Raw genomic sequence first — 16,329 nt, forward strand, 5'->3', positions numbered from 1 at the left:
GAGGCTCTTTATCGGAGCCTCTTTTCAATATAATTTTAATGATGGAGGTCAAAAATTGTTCGATCCAACGGCATTTGATAATATGAAGGTAATAGTTGAAGGGTCCCTATACGATATGGATATAGCAGGGAAGATTATCATTAGCGGACGCAGGGATATCGTTGACCTTGCCACGCTGTCGAGGGAGTTTTCCATCATCTTCATGCAGGATGGTATCCCGGACATAGAAGCGGAAGTATCACTTCATGCGGGGCTTATCAATCTCGCCGCCGAACTATTGCCTGGCGAGTCAACTAAGGGCAAATCCGGAAGCGAACTTGTGCTGCAATTCCGCACCAAACATCCAGATGACACAGATGTCTACGAGGATATTCAATCCCTTATGGAATCTTTATGGGGGGTGGAGCGTACGATTGTCCAGAAAGCTTCCTTTGATCCTTTTTCAAGCGAAGACTATATACATAATTGCATTAGCGTTGAGTTTAATAGGCTTATAACAGAAGGACAAATGGAGGACCTTCCCGAGATTATCGCATATACCTCAGAAACACTCGGCCGCCTCCAAACATACCTGGAAAGCATAGAGTAGATTCCTTCTATAAGTTTCCACTCTTACTTAAGTTGACCATGCAAGTAAACTTAAAAATTTAAAGCATAGGCGTTTTATTAATTGAAGCGGAAGGCACGAAGACTCCTTCGGGAGAAAAGGTCAGTGGGAGACCCCGCAGGAGCAAAGCGACGAGGAGGCTCCCAGGCCGCCCGAGGAAAGCGAAGTGCCTGGAGCGGAAATTACAGAAAAACTTCAGTTTAACAGAACGAACCCAAGCAATATAAATTAAATAAATGGTGAATGGTGAAACTATAACGAATAGTGGAGGGACCTATGTCAGTATATGAATTTAAAGCTAGGACAATCAAAGGCGAGGAAGTTTCCCTGAGTGATTACGAAGGAAAGGTTCTGCTCATTGTCAATACGGCTAGCAAGTGTGGATTTACTCCTCAATATGACGGCCTTCAGGAGCTTTATACTGAATATAAGGATAAGGGCCTGGCTGTTTTAGGCTTTCCAAGCAACCAGTTTGGCGGCCAGGAACCCGGGACCGAAGAGCAGATTGAATCGTTTTGCAGCCTGAATTACGGTGTGACCTTCCCGATGTTTGCCAAGGTGGATGTCAAGGGTGATGATGCGCATCCGCTTTTTGAGTACTTGTCAAAAGAGGCTCCGGGTATCCTCGGGAGCAAAAGCATCAAATGGAATTTCACAAAATTCCTTGTGGACCGGGATGGAAAGCCGGTAGCAAGGTATGCCTCCACGATAAAACCAGGAGATATAAAGAAGGATATTGAGAAGCTGCTATCAAAATAGGACTATTTTTCTGCATCGTCCATTATATTAAGACTAAATACGAATATTTTAGGGACAAGGGGGACTTTTTTTGAAAAAGACGGCCTGGGTTACGGATAGCACTGCCTTCCTCGATGAGGAACTGCGCGGCAATCCGGACCTGTATTCTATTCCATTGACCGTGATCATGGACGGAGAGGAATATGCGGACGGCATTGATTTAACCGCAGCGGAGCTTTTTGCCAAACTGCGCGAGTTAAAAACGCCTCCGAAGACTTCACAGCCATCAGTTGGTGCCTTCAAGGATTTGTTCGAAAAGCTGGCGGAAAACTATGACGAAATCATTGCGGTCCTGCTTTCGTCAAAGCTAAGCGGAACAGTTTCTTCGAGCGAGCAGGCGGCGCAGCTTGTTGATATCCCTGTTACAACAATTGATTCGAAAATTCTTGCCTTCCCATTATCCGCTCTTCTAAAAAAGGGAATTGAGCTAGCGAAGGAAGGGAAGGATTCAGCGGCTATTAAGCAAGAACTTGAAAAGCACCGGGACGAGAATGAGACATATGTGCTGATTGGCAGCCTGGAACAGCTGCATAGAAGCGGGAGAATGGGCGGGGTCCAATTTTTCCTCGGCAGCATGCTTAGCATCACACCGATCATATCGATTGAGGACGGCAAGCTGGAAGTAAAGGAAAAAGCCAGAAGCAGCAGGAAAGCTAAGGATAAAATTGAAAGCTATTTGCGGTCTGCCTATGAGAAGCATGGTTTTAGTGAAGTCTATTTACTTTATGGCCTTCATGAGGATTCCGCGCTGCAATGGCAAAAGGAACTGGAGCCGCAATTCCCTGAGATTAAATTCAAACGCTGTCCACTTGGAGCAGTCATTGGCGTCCATGCTGGCGAAAACACGCTTGGCATCAGCTGGTATCATAATATTGGGTAAACGATAACCACTGTTTCGGAAAAAGTGCCGCACCGGCACTTTTTTCTTGTTTAAGAAAAGAACAAATTTCGCCAATAGTATAACTTTTTATTGAGTGTGTCTACGTCTAGCTTCAGCGCCTAGCGCCAAGTGTACTTCGGTCCCCTCGTTACGATAAGTCAACATCGATTCGCATGTGCTCATCGTGTTTCCTTTATCTCCTTCGAGGCCCTCCATTTTGTACGGCGATGACCAAGCCGCTTGCGCTTTTGTCTTTAAGGCTTGCCTGCTTCGTGGTAAAATAGCAGGATGAAAGGAAGTGCACCTTTTGGAACATATGATTGCAAAGATAGAAGAATTCGTGAAAACCGAAATGGGCGAGGACGCGACAGGCCATGACTGGCACCACGTTAACCGAGTCAGGAACAACGCCCTGCTAATTGCCAGGGAAGAGGGCATTACCGATACAGCGATAATTGAAATGGCAGCCTTGCTGCATGATATTCCGGATGAAAAATTGAACCCTTCTGCAGAAGCGGGAAAAGAAAAACTTGATGCTTTCTTTCATAAAATCGGGATGTCAGAAACTGAAATGCATAAAATCAACGATATTGTTTATTCGATTTCATATAAAGGCGGGATGGGTGTTCCTCTGCCATCTCTTGAAGCCCGCATTGTCCAGGACGCAGATCGGCTTGATGCCATCGGTGCGATTGGTATTGCCCGTACTTTTGCCTATGGAGGAAAAAAGGGCCAGCCAATTTACGATCCGGATCTCCAAGTCCGTGAAGAAATGTCGCTAGAGGAATATCGGAGCGGAAAGTCATCAACGATTAACCATTTTTACGAGAAGCTGTTGAAACTAGAAAGTCTACTTAACACAGGTACCGCGAAAAGGATGGCTGTAAGCCGCCAAAATGCAATGGAAGAGTTTCTCAAGCAATTTTACAGGGAGTGGGAATCCAAACTATGAAAATGCTCACTGTTGAAAATCTATCAAAAACATACGGCGAGAAAAAACTTTTTAATACTATCTCTTTTACTATTACTGAAAAAGAAAAGATAGGCTTGATTGGTGTGAATGGTACAGGGAAATCATCGCTCCTCAAAATCATTGCCGGGGTCGATGATTCGGATAATGGTGAAATTTCGGCTGCAAAAGACTACAGAATCGGTTATCTGGACCAGCAGCCAGATCTTAATCCTGAATTAACTGTCCTAGAGCAGGTTTTCCATGGTGACGCTCCGGTCGTAAAGGTAATGCGCAAGTATGAACAATGTCTTGCGGAGCTTGAGGTATCACCAGGAAGCAAGGAGGTTCAAGAACAGCTTTTTTCCTTGCAGAAAGAAATGGATGCTTTAAATGGCTGGGATGCGAGCACGAATGCAAAAACAATTTTAACAAAGCTGGGAATTGACGGTTTTCAAAGAATAACCCGAGAACTGTCAGGCGGCCAGAAAAAACGGGTTGCCCTTGCCAGTGTCCTGATTGAAGCCCCTGATTTACTGATTCTTGATGAGCCTACCAACCATCTTGACTTCGATTCAGTCAAATGGCTCGAGGAGTATTTGAAGAACTACAGCGGTTCCGTCCTCCTTGTTACCCATGACCGTTATTTCCTTGACCGGGTTACAAATCGGATTATGGAGCTGGATGGAGGCAATATTTACACCTATAAAGGAAACTACGCAAGCTTCCTCGAGGCGAAAGCAATTCGTGAAGAAAATGAAGCTGCCACCCTTGAGAAAAGAAACAACCTGTTCAGACGCGAGCTCGAGTGGATCCGCAGGGGAGCGCAGGCCCGGTCCACCAAGCAAAAGGCAAGAATTGATAGGTTTGATAAGCTTGAGGAACAGATCTCTGGTGGAAGGACCGCTGACAAAGTCGATATCTCCCTGGCTGGAAGCAGGCTGGGCAAACAGGTCTTCGAGCTTAAAGATGCGAACAAATCCTTTGATGGAACTGTTATTCTTAATCAATTCAATTTGCTTGTTAAACCAGGCGATAGGATTGGCATCATTGGCAAAAACGGGACTGGCAAATCGACGCTGCTCAATATTCTCGCAAAAAGAATACCGCTCGATAGCGGAGAATATGAAATGGGCCAAACCGTAAAAATTGGATATTATACACAGGAAAACGAAGATATGGATGAAAGCCTGAGGATGATTGAATACATTAAGGAAACCGCCCAGGTCATCAATACAACGGACGGAAAAACCATTTCCGCGTCGCAAATGCTTGAGCGCTTCCTCTTCCCGCCTTCATCCCATGGAACGCCGATCAGGAAACTATCCGGTGGGGAAAAGCGCAGGCTTTACCTTTTGAAAATTTTAATGGAAGCTCCAAACGTCCTGTTATTGGACGAGCCGACCAATGACCTCGATACCCAGACTCTGACTGTCCTTGAGGATTATCTTGAGGAATTCCCCGGTGTTGTTATCACGGTATCTCATGACCGGTATTTCCTTGATAAAATAGCAGAGCAGCTCCTGATTTTAAAAGGCAACGGAACGATAGGGACATACTATGGCAATTATTCCGGGTATATGGAACAGCAGGATGACCAAAGCGCATCATCAGCTTCCAAGCCAGCACCTGCCCCTAACCAGAGGGTCAAAGAGAAAAAGAAAAGAATGACCTATCAGGAACAAAAGGAATGGGAAAGCATCGATGACAATATTGCTGCAGCTGAAGAAAGGCTTGAGCAAATAGCTAAAGAGCTTGCCAATACAGGCAGCAATTTTGAACAGGCAAATAAGTTGATGGAAGAAGAAACCGAAATAAACGAAGAACTTGAGCGATTAATAGAAAGATGGTCGTATTTATCCGAGATTGCTGAAGGGTAGCGGATTGCTAGCATTTGCTATCATATAGATAGTAACATGGTCCGCGCGGTTTTTATGGCATCCTGCCCAGTGCAGGGTGCTATTTACTATAATTTGTGCATGTAGCATCTGAAAGCCACCCCGCTGTCAGTTCCGCATATTGGAAGTTACCATTCTGTTTGTGATAAAGTTAAAAATGAGGTGATACCCTGTGAAAATAAAGTCGATAGAACCGACTCCAAGCCCGAATACAATGAAGATTAATCTTGACCAGGAACTTCCAATGGGCAAGAGCCATAATTATAAAAGAGATAAGGCAGAAGGCGCTCCTGCTGTTATCCGCAACATTCTCGAAATTGAAGGGATTAAAGGCGTTTACCACGTAGCGGACTTCATTGCGGTTGAGCGGAATGCTAAATACGATTGGAAAGAGCTGCTTGCAAAAGTCAGGGAGGCTTTCGGTGACGAGGCGGCAACTGGCGAACAAGCCCAGGCGGAGATTTCACGCTTTGGGGAGATCCAGGTTCAGGTCCAGATGTTTAAAGACATTCCGCTTCAAGTAAAGCTTTTGGACGGGAATGAAGAAAAACGCTATGGCATGCCTGAGTACTTTCTTGAAGCACGCGAGCAAGCCCAGCTTGAGGGTGATAACTACATATTGCTAAGAAAATGGCAGGACTTTGGGATACGTTATGGCGAGTTTGACCAAATAGGCCATGATGTTATTGAGGAACTGATTGCATCTTATCCACAATCACGGCTGGATGACATTGTAAACGCCGCAAAGGCTGCAGGCCCGTCTGCCCCAATTAAGCCAACCCGTGAAAGGCACCGGATAACTGCGGAAGACCTGAATGATTCTGAATGGCAAATCAGGTATCAGAAGCTGGAGCAAATTCCGGATCCAGAGATTGAAGATCTGCCGATGCTTGAGAAGGCACTCCAGGATGAGAAGCCTTCCATCCGAAGGCTTGCCACTGTCTATCTTGGAATGATAAAGGATAAGGCAGTATTGCCGCTTCTATATAAAGCATTAAAGGACAAAAACGTTACTGTCCGGAGAACAGCTGGTGACTGCCTGTCCGACCTTGGTTTTAGCGAGGCTGGCCCAGAAATGGCCCTTGCGTTGAAGGATCCAAGCAAGCTTGTCCGCTGGCGTGCAGCAATGTTCCTTTTTGAAGAAGGAGATGAATCAGCACTTCCAGCACTGAAGGAGGCTGCCGATGATTCTGAATTTGAAGTCGCTCTGCAAGCGAAAATGGCAATTGCCAGAATTGAAGGCGGCGAAGAAGCGAAAGGCTCGGTGTGGAAGCAGATGACCGAAGCAAGGAAGGCAAATCTATAATAAGGTTGTTGGAGAAGCTTTCCTGGATTTATCTTTGGGGAAAGATCGTTTCCTAAAGATGAGCGAAGGGCTCGTGACACGAAACCTCCAGGTAAGCAAGCTTCAAGTACATTTTGACTTTCACGGACATATAAAATGTCCAGCAAACTAAGTTTCAAGTACATTTTGCCTGCCATGAACCTTTAAAATGTCCAGCAAATCGAGTTTCAAGGACAATTTGAGGGGCACTGACAGCCAAAATGTCCACCAAACCAAGTTTCGAGGACAATTTGACTGAAAAGAACATGTAAAATGTCCTCGAAAACTGATTTAAAAATCCGGAAACTTTTCCTCGAATTCAAACAAGAAGAAGTGTGCCTGTTAAAATACATTTTTACAAAAATATTGGTTTTGTATAATGGAATATGGAAACTATTTATAGTATGCTAATACCAGAAACGGAGGGATCTATCTTATGTCAATGGCATATGAAGAATATATGAAGCAAATGGTAAAGCCAATGCGTGAGGAATTAACAAATGCAGGCTTTAAAGAATTAACAACTCCTGAAGACGTCAATGCTTTCATGGGTGAAGCAAAAGGGACAGCTGTTGTTGTGATCAACTCAGTTTGCGGCTGTGCAGCAGGCCTTGCGCGCCCAGCGATTACACAGACAGTCATGAACACTGAAAAACAGCCAGACCATCTGGTTACAGTTTTTGCAGGCCAGGATAAAGAAGCAACCGCAAAAATGCGCGAGTACTTCGGGGATATCCCGCCATCCTCGCCATCTGTTGCACTCTTGAAGGACGGCCAGGTTGTCCACTTCATTCCGCGCCATGATATTGAAGGAAACACAATGGAAGGTGTCATGGAAAACCTTACCACAGGAATTAAAAACAATTTCTAAAAGGATGCCGAATGGCGTCCTTTTTTTAGCTAAAAATTCTGACCTCTCCAATTGGCGAGGCTGTTTCTATTAGGAGATTCATTATGTTTGTAACCACAGCGTACCGAGTAACTGAAACAATGTTAAATAAGGCTAAGGAAGTTGCAATGGACCTTGATATTCCTTTCCTTCCGCGCGGGAAAAAGTCGATATCGCGCATGCAGGAGGAAAGGGGTACGGGTTGCATTGTCGCGGGCAACGATAGCATCAAGCTTTACAGCTTTAGAGAAGATACACCTTTTTTCTTTCACCCGTCTTCCGCGATGTTCCGAGTCAAGCGGCTGATTGAAGGGGGAAGTGACCCTTTAATCGAAGCTGCTGGCCTTGAAAGAGGCCACTCATTCCTGGACTGTACACTTGGGCTCGCCTCAGATTCCATAGTCGCAAGTTTTGTCACCGGAAAAGAAGGTATGGTGACAGGGATTGAAGGGAATCAATATGTCGCTTATCTCGTAAAAAAAGGGCTTCTCAGCTGGGCGACAGGCGTTGCTCCACTTGATGAAGCAATGAGCCGTGTTCAGGTTGTAAATTCCAGTTCTTTATCCTTTTTGAAAAGCCTGCCCGACAATTCGGTTGACTGTGTGTACTGGGATCCGATGTTTGAAGAAAGCATCGACGAATCGGAGGGAATCAAGTCGCTCCGCCAATTTGCCTTGTACGAAGGGCTTGGTGAAGAGGAAATAATAGAGTCGCTGCGAGTGTCTCGCAACCGGGTCGTCCTCAAGGATCATTTCAAAAGCACAAGATTTGACGAGTTCGGCTTCAGGCGGGCAATCAGGAAAGCGGCCAAATTCCATTACGGATACCTAGAAAAAAAATAACAGCCGGCTCATGTCCGGCTGTGTGTTTCCTAATCGAAAATCGAACAATATATAAAATAGCCAAGCATCATCAAGCCGCCAGTCATAATCACCCATTCCATACTTCCCACCCCTAAAGAAAAAATTTTCATTATATTTATAATATCCATATAAAAAACTTTAAAACTCATTAAAAAAAGAAGTATAATAGGCTTATACATAAATGAAGGGGGGATAGGCATTTGAAAACGTGGATTCGGAAATCATTGATGGTCATGGTATCGATCCTTACATTTGGACTTATTACACCAGCCCAGATGAACTTTCTTGATCAGGTCAATGCCGATACCAAATCACCAGGCCGAGGTTCTGCTGAATTTGGCCCAAGCATACCAACCCAGTTTCAACAAACCCCCTCCATTACCCGTGATCAATTTATTGAGGATATGGTAAAGCTGGCGGAGACCCGCTCATATGAAAAATTCGGGACTAGGATAAAGCCAGTGATTGAGAATGAATTTAAGGAAATCATCCTTCCTAATATAGAACAAGCTATTTCCAAAACAGCTGCCCAGTTCCCTGAGGAGGACCTGACTGGACTGGCAATTTCCGAACAACCTGGTGCAGGGCTCTCGGAAAAAATCTTCCATATCAAGGACGTACGGACAGGAAAAGATGTCATCCGCTTCCATGTCAGACGGGACAACCCGCCACAGGCAGGATACTGGTTCAATTTCCACTATCATACTGCCCATGACAGCTTCCAGGAACATCATGAGCTTGGCAGCATTTACTGGGACAAGAATACTCCTCCGAAATGGATGGCTTAATAGATTACTAACTTCATTGCTAAAACAACCCGGCCAAAACGCCGGGTTTTTCGTTGTTCAAGGAAGATTGCCGAATTAATTTTTGGGCAACTAAATTCTGTAGTAAGACCAATGCGCTTTTGTTCGTGTTTAGCCACAATTTCCATCAAACCCACAGCCTGTTTCCACTATATAGATGGTATAATTCTGGTAGACTATAAAAATCGCGTACTGGGGAAATGAGAATGAAAAAGCTTTTTTTAATAGTGGTTCCGGCGGTGCTGTTCTTCTTCCTTATCTCTACTTCAAAAGCTGCTCCTGGTGGTGTGGCGCTTGCCAATTTCAATGGCGATACGCCACTCGGCCAGCAATTGCAATACATTGATTGGGGAAACCTGTCAGGGACAGTCCTTTTACCCGAGGAAACGTTCGACACTTTCGAGGCCGCGGCAATTATCCAACGGCTTGCAAAGCTTCCAGACTCGCTCCTTACAAAAATAAACCAGGAAGGCATTGTCGTCCGGCTCTTTGAGGGCAGACTGACAGATAATCCGACAGCAAGCCATTTGAAAGGGGAGACGCCCCGGGGTTATACGAATGGAGCGACCTGGGATGCAGTGCCTGGTATTGGCGGCTCGGAGGTTGTTCTTGTAAAAATCGGGGCAAGCGAGAAAGGAAAAGGTCATGGCTCTATTAATTTGGAGCTTCACGAGCTTGCTCATTCAATTGATAATCTTGTATATGATGGTCTATCTGAACAAAAAGCTTTTATCAAAGTGTGGGAAAAGGAACGCACTAAGCTTTTTCCGGGACTGAAATATTTTAACAACTATCCAGAGGAATATTTCGCAGAAGCATTCGCGCTTTATTACTTATCAGAAGAGAGTAATCAATTTTTAGAAAAAACTGCTCCTCTCACATATAAATTGATTCAAGGCCTTGACTAACATATTTGTTTCAAGGCCTTTGCTTTTTTGATAGAATGAAAAGTAAAAACAAGGGAGGGTCTCTTAGATGAAACAATATTTGGATCTATGCCGCCATGTTCTTGAAAACGGGACAGAGAAAGGCGACAGGACAGGGACAGGCACGGTTTCGACATTTGGCTACCAGATGCGGTTCAACCTGCAGGAGGGCTTCCCGCTTATTACTACAAAAAAGCTGCATATGAGATCAATCATTCATGAATTGCTCTGGTTTTTGAATGGTGATACGAACGTCCGTTATTTGCAGGAAAATGGTGTGCGGATTTGGAATGAATGGGCAGATGAAGAAGGAAATCTTGGCCCGGTATACGGAAAGCAGTGGCGTTCCTGGGAAGGTGCTGACGGGACAACAGTTGACCAGATCAGTGACTTGATAGAGCAAATAAAGACAAATCCCAATTCACGCAGGCTGATTGTGAATGCCTGGAATGTGGCCGAAATTGATAAAATGGCGCTTGCTCCGTGTCATTGCCTGTTTCAATTTTATGTGGCTGACGGAAAGCTTTCATGCCAGCTGTACCAGCGCTCTGCTGACCTTTTCCTCGGTGTTCCGTTCAACATTGCTTCATATGCGCTGTTGACCATGATGATTGCACAGGTATGCGACCTTGAACCAGGTGAATTCGTGCACACATTTGGCGATGTACATATTTATAACAATCATATCGAGCAGGTGAAGGAGCAGCTGAGCCGCGAACCAAGACAGCTTCCGAAAATGAACATTAATCCGGACGTAAAGGATATTTTTTCATTTAAATATGAGGACTTTACTATTGATGGCTATGATCCTCATCCACACATCAAAGGGGTTGTCTCTGTATGATTTCGTTTATGTGGGCCATGGATGAAAACAGGGTGATTGGCAGGGATAACAAGCTGCCATGGCATTTACCTGAGGATTTAAAATTTTTTAAACGTACAACAATGGGGCACCCGATTGCGATGGGCAGGAAAACGTTCGAATCAATAGGAAAACCGCTGCCTGGCCGCGAAAATATTATTATTACCCGAAACAGGGACTACACCTTTGAAGGCTGTACAGTTGTATACTCTGTAAAAGAATTCCTTGATTATTGCAGGACAAAAGAAGAGGAAGTTTTCGTTATCGGCGGCGCTGAAATTTTCAAAGAACTGTTTCCGTATGCTGATAAGCTTTATTTGACGATGATCCATGCCGATTTTGAAGGGGATACGTACTTCCCGATTTTCCGCCCGAATGAATGGGAACTCGATTCAAGAGAAAAAGGACTCAGAGACGAGAAGAATCCATATGATTACGAGTTTCTTATTTACAAAAGGAAATCCGGAGGGAAGCAATGATCAGGCTGGCAATCTGTTTTGCCTATATTTGCGGCTATCTCTTATACAGCACCATTGAGCTTCGCCGCTTGAAAAAGCTCGACCTGGCCTTGCCAGTGGCAGTCCGCGACAAAATCATACATGCAACACCGAAACGCTGGTCGCGAAACATCATGAAATTGACGGGGTCAAAGGTGACCGTAATTGGTGAGGAGAATATACCTAAAGGTGCTGTTGTGTTCATTTCCAACCATGAAGGCGATTTTGATGTGCCGGTGCTGCTCGGATATTTATCAAAACCGTTCGGATTCATTTCCAAGGTGGAAGTGAAAAAGGTACTGATTATGAGAAAGTGGATGGAGTTAATCAACTGTGTTTTCATGGATAGGGGCGACCGCCGTCAGGCTATTGCATCTCTTCGTGAAGGAGCTGAAATGCTGAAGAAGGGACATTCACTGGTGATTTTTCCTGAAGGCACCCGCAGTAAGGGCGGTGTTGTCGGCATGTTCAAATCCGGCAGCTTTCGTCTCCCGAAAGATGGTGAAGTTCCAATAATCCCAATCTCGATTCAGGGTACATCGAATGTTTTTGAAAAAAATGCCGTCTCATAAGGCCCGCTGAAATTATTGTTACAATTGGTGAACCACTGATGCCGGAGATATTTCTTCAAAAAGACTTGAAGCAAGTCGCAGAAGAAGTCCGGCTGACCATTATTGCTAACATGGGTGATAACAGAAAGGTGTCCTAATCAAAAACATCAGCCAATTAAGATGGCTGATGTTTTTGATTTCTAGTCTTGATAACCAAATTGCTCATAGTGACTTAGCGCGCCTAACATCTTCCTAAATTCTTCAGGACTCCGAAATTCATCTTCCTGAAAGTGTGTTCGGATCCATTCAATCAATTCCGAAGGGCTGTTAAAGAAAACACCACTTGTATCGCTTTTTCGAATCATATAGCGGCCGTTGTCCTCATCAATTGTCACTTCGACTGGCAACGCGCCTTCAAAGCTATCCAATAAAAACTCCATCAATCCCACTCCCTTCGGATTCTATTTGGTATAGTATATGTAGTTAATTGCCGCAAAATCAAATTTGTGCGAACAATTTCTTGAAAAATACCGGGTATTTTTTCTTATGTAACCCTTGTCCTCGATTGACTTAAGGCCTCGTTCTTGTTACATTGATACAGGCAGGACATAGCAGTTAACCTGTTGCAAATGCCAAATATCACACAGCTTGAAATACGTGAGATTTTGTGAACTTACTATGAATTTTGAAGTGATTTACCCCAAATTGGCCAGTAAAGTACTATAATCATAGTAGATTTATAAATATGAAACTCTGAAGGGGTTGTAAACACTATGTTGAATAATATTGGTGTTCCTGGATTAATTTTGATCCTTGTTCTTGCATTAATTATTTTTGGACCTAAAAAGCTGCCTGAAATTGGACGCGCTTTCGGCCAGACACTACGTGAATTCAAAAAATCCACTCGCGAACTGACTAGCGATGTTATGGAAGATTTTGAAGAAGATAAAAAGAATGCAGAGAAAAAAGCTTAATCCAATAAATTGTAAACCACGGGGTTCACTTACCTTGCGAGCTTGAGGGCGGAGCTTGGGGAGGAGCCCTTTTCTACGCTAATTGGAAAGGTTATTTTCTTATTGCGCATATATGAATTTCGCCATTAGATGAGTATTTTGTTACCCGCTTTTAAACTGCTCTACCGGCCCGCAGTTTTAGAAAAAGGCAAAAAGTACACGGCAGGGAGAACGATATGGAAGATACAGAATTAAACTTAGTTGATCATCTGGATGAACTCAGGAAGAGGATTATCATCACCGCAGTTGCCTTTGTGGCATTCTTCATTGCCGGATTCACGTACGTGGAGGAAATATATCACTGGTTTGTCCGCGATTTAGAAGTTAAGCTAATTGTGCTCGGACCAAGCGACATTGTCTGGATCTATTTTGCATTGGCCTCGCTAATTGCCATCGCCGGAACCATTCCAGTACTGGCCATCCAGCTCTGGATGTTCGTCAAGCCAGCGTTAAAGCCAGTTGAACGAAAAATTTCCTTATCCTATATACCTGCATTGTTCATTCTGTTTATAGTTGGTTTGGCGTTTGGATATTTTGTTATATTCCCGAACGTCCTCAAATTTCTGGTCAATCTCGGCGGCGACATGCTTGTCACCAACTTTACCGCTGAAAAATATTTCAGGTTCATTTTGAATATGACCTTGCCATTCGGAGTTTTGTTCGAGCTACCGGCAGTTGTCATGTTCCTGACTTCTCTAGGGATCCTGAATCCATATGTTTTAACAAAAATCAGGAAATACGCATATTTTGTGCTCATTGTAATTGCGATTGTCATTACACCGCCAGATCCAATGTCCGATTTCCTTGTCATCATCCCATTGCTGCTGCTATATGAAATTTCGGTCAACCTCTCGAAATTCGTCTTCAAAAAGCGGCAAAAGCGGCTTGTGGCAGAGGAAGCGGAGTTCGCAGCTGAATAATAGATGAAGATTGAACCCTGGCTATTGGCTGGGGTTTTTCATTTGGAAAATGCTAATAGCATTTGAAATAAGTAGACATTTTAAAACTGATGAATGACATTTCAGGTTTCTGAAAGAGGCAAAGTGTCATTCATAACGCCGATAAATGACATTTCGAGTTACCGAACTAGGCCAATTGTCATTCATACCCGCGATGAATGATAAAACAATGCAGCCCCCCGAAATTACATGCATGTACATTCCCCAATCTGGGATCACATTTGAAATTTCTCCTTTAACTGTTTACACATCCAACCAAGTTCAAAAATCCTTCCGAATCAATTTTTCACCAATAAATCCAATCGGCCCGTGCATGGTATCAGCTGAAGGAAGCTGTGCCGCGTTTTATCAATACATGGGAGACTGTCTGATGGAAAAGGAAAAGGTGGTGGATATTCTCCGCGAGTTCCCTGAAGGCCGGGATTCGGCTTTAATTGGTTCAGTTATTAATAAAGAACAAGGACGACTGTTGCTGGAAACCCAGCTCGGCTCAAGGCGGATTCTAAATAGGTTATCTGGGACCATGTTTCCGAGAATTTGCTGATAAAAATAATACACCCCCGCTTGCAATTCGCAGCGGGGGTTCAATTTTCTACATCATCATTTTTGCAATTCTTCATTTACGGACTGTCTCTCCTTCTTCCAACTCTCGTATTTGATATATTTCCAATACTCCATGAAATCCTCTTTCCTCAACCCTTCCTTGATGGCTGTTAAAATCATTTCCTTCCATTCCTTATCGAGTTCTAATTCGGTTTGGTCTGTTTTACCCTCATTCCAGAGCAAGTATTCAATCGTTGTCCCTAGTGTAACGGCGACTTTGTTCAAAACCTGCAGTGAGGGATTTGTTTGAACACCTCTCTCAATTTGGCTCAGATAAGATTTTGAAACATCGGCCAGCTTGGCCAGTTCCGAAATCGAATACCCTTTCCGTTCTCTCATCTCCTTAATCCGTGATCCCAGCATTTGAAATTCTCCTTTTTAAGCTACTCTACTATATATCTGTATATTCATTATACAGAACAAAATATTCTTTATAAAATACAAAATAGTAAGAAAACAAGAGATAATACGAGATAAAGAACGATTTTCATTCTTTATTTAGAATATTTGGGGATATTTAGGGTTTTTCAAGTTCACTAGGATGACATATACTCAACCTATAAAGTTCGTTAAAAAGAACAACTTGTGCGTTACATAGTTATAAGCAGCTGGAAAGCATCATACGCTCTTAAAGTTGGGCGGATGAAGGGGTGATGTAATGAGCTATTTTACAAAAAGGTCGGCCAGATCACGAAAAGACCTATTCAAAACAAATAAAAAGAAATTCTCAATTATTATCAATCTTTGGCTTGTCTATTTCATTATTTTAGCTTCTATACCTTTAACCACCAATACATACTCGTATTTTAACGACAATGAGAAGATAGAGAATACTTTTAGAACTGCGGATGATTTTTGCTCCGATAAAGAGTATGCCAAGAAGTATAAAGAGGTCTGTAAATGTAAGGATAACTCAGGTTTAGGTAACGGAGGAGAATGTGGGGACGGAGATACAGAAACAGATAATCCTCCAGGTAATCCAAAAGACGATCACCCTAAACCAGGTATAGGTAAACCTGAAAAACCAGAAAAACCAGAAAAACCAGAAAAATCAGAAGATCCGGAAGATCTAAAAAATGCCACTGAACCAGGGAGTTCAGAAAACCCAGGCGTCTCCAAAGAAGAGGGGACATCAAATAGTGATGAAAAATCCACAAACTTAGAGAAAGTCAAAGAAGCTGGATCAGAAGAAAATGTTTCAACTAATGAAAATAGTTCACCTACAGAAAACACGGAATCTGGCGAAGAAAATATATCTATTGATGGATCAAACTAACTTATACAACTGAGGAGGTAAAAGACTTGAAGAAATCTTTAAAAATTGTTAGTAAAGCTACGACTATTTTACTCTCAATACTATTAATTCTGATGATATATCTAGTAGTTTCCTCAAAGATTAACGGCGGAGAACCTTCGGTTATGGGTTTCCAGTTAAAAACCGTCCTTTCTGGATCAATGGAACCTACTTTTAAAACTGGATCAATAATTGCTATTAAACCAGTAAAAGACCCTTCATTATTAAAAAAGGGTGATGTTATAACCTTTTGGAAATCTCAAGATGCATTGGCCACTCACCGAATAATTAAAGTATGGGAAAACGAAGGGCAAATGTTATTCCAAACTAAAGGCGATAACAATGATAATCCTGATTCTGAGGCTGTTGTTGGTCAGAACATAGTTGGAAAATATACTGGTTTCACTATTCCTTATGCTGGATATATAGCGGACCTTGGGAATTCTAAAGAAGGTTCTGCACTCTTACTAGTAATACCTGGAATTCTATTAATTTTTTACTCAGCACTAACTATCTTCCGAGCAATCCGAGAAGTAGATAAAGTAACAAAATCCCAAAATGAAGTAGAGAAAACTGCATGAAGGTTGTAACCTCATATGCAAAGCATAAG

The 16,329-nt window shown here is 43.1% G+C and carries 20 protein-coding genes and 1 pseudogene; 19 read left to right on the forward strand and 2 right to left on the reverse strand.

Features of this window, described 5'->3' with window-relative positions; all coding sequences use genetic code 11:
• Positions 1 to 55: 55 nt before the first annotated feature.
• The 13 genes from TY16_RS20660 (at position 56) to TY16_RS20720 (ending at position 11,871) form a co-directional block, all read left to right on the forward strand.
• The gene (locus TY16_RS20660; protein ID WP_043933665.1) at positions 56 to 589 is read left to right on the forward strand and encodes a hypothetical protein; all 534 of its coding nucleotides are present in this window, start codon (positions 56 to 58) and stop codon (positions 587 to 589) included.
• 294 nt (positions 590 to 883) lie between these two features.
• Positions 884 to 1,366: a glutathione peroxidase gene (locus TY16_RS20665; protein ID WP_043933666.1), complete on the forward strand. Its 483-nt coding sequence runs from the start codon at positions 884 to 886 to the stop codon at positions 1,364 to 1,366.
• A gap of 70 nt (positions 1,367 to 1,436) precedes the next feature.
• A complete protein-coding gene (locus tag TY16_RS20670; protein WP_043933667.1) occupies positions 1,437 to 2,285 on the forward strand; it encodes a DegV family protein in 849 nt (282 codons plus the stop codon).
• Positions 2,286 to 2,601: 316 nt separating this feature from the next.
• Positions 2,602 to 3,237, forward strand: coding sequence for an HD domain-containing protein (locus tag TY16_RS20675; RefSeq protein WP_043934886.1), 636 nt, complete (start codon positions 2,602 to 2,604; stop codon positions 3,235 to 3,237).
• Positions 3,234 to 5,114: an ABC-F family ATP-binding cassette domain-containing protein gene (locus tag TY16_RS20680; RefSeq protein WP_043933668.1), complete on the forward strand. Its 1,881-nt coding sequence runs from the start codon at positions 3,234 to 3,236 to the stop codon at positions 5,112 to 5,114. The genes TY16_RS20675 and TY16_RS20680 overlap by 4 nt, the downstream gene beginning before the upstream one ends.
• 190 nt (positions 5,115 to 5,304) lie before the next feature.
• On the forward strand, positions 5,305 to 6,438 hold the full coding sequence (locus tag TY16_RS20685; protein ID WP_043933669.1) for a conserved virulence factor C family protein: 1,134 nt from the start codon (positions 5,305 to 5,307) through the stop codon (positions 6,436 to 6,438).
• Between the two features lie 454 nt (positions 6,439 to 6,892).
• The gene (locus TY16_RS20690; protein ID WP_043933670.1) at positions 6,893 to 7,327 is read left to right on the forward strand and encodes a BrxA/BrxB family bacilliredoxin; all 435 of its coding nucleotides are present in this window, start codon (positions 6,893 to 6,895) and stop codon (positions 7,325 to 7,327) included.
• A gap of 83 nt (positions 7,328 to 7,410) precedes the next feature.
• Positions 7,411 to 8,187, forward strand: a complete 777-nt coding sequence (locus TY16_RS20695) for a class I SAM-dependent methyltransferase (RefSeq protein ID WP_043933671.1) — start codon at positions 7,411 to 7,413, stop codon at positions 8,185 to 8,187.
• Positions 8,188 to 8,408: 221 nt separating this feature from the next.
• A complete protein-coding gene (locus TY16_RS20700) occupies positions 8,409 to 8,996 on the forward strand; it encodes a YpjP family protein (RefSeq protein WP_155922292.1) in 588 nt (195 codons plus the stop codon).
• Positions 8,997 to 9,220: 224 nt separating this feature from the next.
• Complete coding sequence (locus tag TY16_RS20705) at positions 9,221 to 9,922, forward strand: anthrax toxin lethal factor-related metalloendopeptidase (protein ID WP_043933672.1); 702 nt, start codon at positions 9,221 to 9,223, stop codon at positions 9,920 to 9,922.
• Between the two features lie 67 nt (positions 9,923 to 9,989).
• Positions 9,990 to 10,784, forward strand: a complete 795-nt coding sequence (locus TY16_RS20710) for a thymidylate synthase (RefSeq protein WP_043933673.1) — start codon at positions 9,990 to 9,992, stop codon at positions 10,782 to 10,784.
• The gene (locus TY16_RS20715; protein ID WP_043933674.1) at positions 10,781 to 11,281 is read left to right on the forward strand and encodes a dihydrofolate reductase; all 501 of its coding nucleotides are present in this window, start codon (positions 10,781 to 10,783) and stop codon (positions 11,279 to 11,281) included. The genes TY16_RS20710 and TY16_RS20715 overlap by 4 nt, the downstream gene beginning before the upstream one ends.
• Positions 11,278 to 11,871 (forward strand): lysophospholipid acyltransferase family protein, encoded by a 594-nt coding sequence (locus TY16_RS20720; RefSeq protein ID WP_231505656.1) that lies wholly within the window; start codon positions 11,278 to 11,280, stop codon positions 11,869 to 11,871. The genes TY16_RS20715 and TY16_RS20720 overlap by 4 nt, the downstream gene beginning before the upstream one ends.
• A gap of 179 nt (positions 11,872 to 12,050) precedes the next feature.
• Here TY16_RS20720 and TY16_RS20725 read toward each other — a convergent pair whose 3' ends face one another.
• Positions 12,051 to 12,290, reverse strand: a complete 240-nt coding sequence (locus tag TY16_RS20725) for a hypothetical protein (protein ID WP_043933675.1) — start codon at positions 12,288 to 12,290, stop codon at positions 12,051 to 12,053.
• Positions 12,291 to 12,623: 333 nt separating this feature from the next.
• Between TY16_RS20725 and TY16_RS20730 the strand changes: the two genes are divergently transcribed.
• The 4 genes and pseudogenes from TY16_RS20730 to TY16_RS26685 all read left to right on the forward strand — a co-directional run bounded on the left by TY16_RS20730 (position 12,624) and on the right by TY16_RS26685 (position 14,366).
• Entirely contained in the window at positions 12,624 to 12,824 is a 201-nt protein-coding gene (locus TY16_RS20730; RefSeq protein ID WP_043933676.1) for a twin-arginine translocase TatA/TatE family subunit, read from the forward strand.
• Between the two features lie 215 nt (positions 12,825 to 13,039).
• Complete coding sequence (tatC, locus tag TY16_RS20735) at positions 13,040 to 13,783, forward strand: twin-arginine translocase subunit TatC (protein ID WP_043933677.1); 744 nt, start codon at positions 13,040 to 13,042, stop codon at positions 13,781 to 13,783.
• Positions 13,784 to 14,015: 232 nt separating this feature from the next.
• Positions 14,016 to 14,180, forward strand: a pseudogene (locus TY16_RS26980) (hypothetical protein); the annotation flags it as partial.
• 12 nt (positions 14,181 to 14,192) lie between these two features.
• The gene (locus TY16_RS26685; RefSeq protein ID WP_197028483.1) at positions 14,193 to 14,366 is read left to right on the forward strand and encodes a hypothetical protein; all 174 of its coding nucleotides are present in this window, start codon (positions 14,193 to 14,195) and stop codon (positions 14,364 to 14,366) included.
• Positions 14,367 to 14,422: 56 nt separating this feature from the next.
• Here the strand turns inward: TY16_RS26685 and TY16_RS20745 are convergent, their stop codons facing one another.
• On the reverse strand, positions 14,423 to 14,788 hold the full coding sequence (locus TY16_RS20745; protein ID WP_043933679.1) for a helix-turn-helix domain-containing protein: 366 nt from the start codon (positions 14,786 to 14,788) through the stop codon (positions 14,423 to 14,425).
• Between the two features lie 295 nt (positions 14,789 to 15,083).
• On the opposite strand from TY16_RS20745, the gene TY16_RS20750 reads away from it, so the two are divergent.
• Positions 15,084 to 15,701, forward strand: coding sequence for a SipW-dependent-type signal peptide-containing protein (locus tag TY16_RS20750; RefSeq protein WP_043933680.1), 618 nt, complete (start codon positions 15,084 to 15,086; stop codon positions 15,699 to 15,701).
• A 26-nt stretch (positions 15,702 to 15,727) separates the two neighbouring features.
• Positions 15,728 to 16,300: a signal peptidase I SipW gene (sipW, locus tag TY16_RS20755; RefSeq protein ID WP_043933681.1), complete on the forward strand. Its 573-nt coding sequence runs from the start codon at positions 15,728 to 15,730 to the stop codon at positions 16,298 to 16,300.
• Positions 16,301 to 16,329: the final 29 nt, after the last annotated feature.

The sequence above is a fragment of the Bacillus sp. EB01 genome (assembly GCF_000613125.1).
Taxonomy (GTDB): Bacteria; Bacillota; Bacilli; order Bacillales; family Cytobacillaceae; genus Bacillus_D.

Bases quoted from the DNA above. Each gene is read 5' to 3' on its own strand.
- TY16_RS20665 (WP_043933666.1), top strand. From the start codon at position 884: ATGTCAGTATATGAATTTAAAGCTAGGACAATCAAAGGCGAGGAAGTT.
- TY16_RS20675 (WP_043934886.1), top strand. From the start codon at position 2,602: ATGATTGCAAAGATAGAAGAATTCGTGAAAACCGAAATGGGCGAGGAC.
- TY16_RS20680 (WP_043933668.1), top strand. From the start codon at position 3,234: ATGAAAATGCTCACTGTTGAAAATCTATCAAAAACATACGGCGAGAAA.
- TY16_RS20690 (WP_043933670.1), top strand. From the start codon at position 6,893: ATGTCAATGGCATATGAAGAATATATGAAGCAAATGGTAAAGCCAATG.
- TY16_RS20695 (WP_043933671.1), top strand. From the start codon at position 7,411: ATGTTTGTAACCACAGCGTACCGAGTAACTGAAACAATGTTAAATAAG.
- TY16_RS20705 (WP_043933672.1), top strand. From the start codon at position 9,221: ATGAAAAAGCTTTTTTTAATAGTGGTTCCGGCGGTGCTGTTCTTCTTC.
- TY16_RS20710 (WP_043933673.1), top strand. From the start codon at position 9,990: ATGAAACAATATTTGGATCTATGCCGCCATGTTCTTGAAAACGGGACA.
- TY16_RS20715 (WP_043933674.1), top strand. From the start codon at position 10,781: ATGATTTCGTTTATGTGGGCCATGGATGAAAACAGGGTGATTGGCAGG.
- TY16_RS20720 (WP_231505656.1), top strand. From the start codon at position 11,278: ATGATCAGGCTGGCAATCTGTTTTGCCTATATTTGCGGCTATCTCTTA.
- TY16_RS20725 (WP_043933675.1), bottom strand. From the start codon at position 12,290: ATGGAGTTTTTATTGGATAGCTTTGAAGGCGCGTTGCCAGTCGAAGTG.
- TY16_RS20730 (WP_043933676.1), top strand. From the start codon at position 12,624: ATGTTGAATAATATTGGTGTTCCTGGATTAATTTTGATCCTTGTTCTT.
- tatC (WP_043933677.1), top strand. From the start codon at position 13,040: ATGGAAGATACAGAATTAAACTTAGTTGATCATCTGGATGAACTCAGG.
- TY16_RS26685 (WP_197028483.1), top strand. From the start codon at position 14,193: ATGGAAAAGGAAAAGGTGGTGGATATTCTCCGCGAGTTCCCTGAAGGC.
- TY16_RS20745 (WP_043933679.1), bottom strand. From the start codon at position 14,788: ATGCTGGGATCACGGATTAAGGAGATGAGAGAACGGAAAGGGTATTCG.
- TY16_RS20750 (WP_043933680.1), top strand. From the start codon at position 15,084: ATGAGCTATTTTACAAAAAGGTCGGCCAGATCACGAAAAGACCTATTC.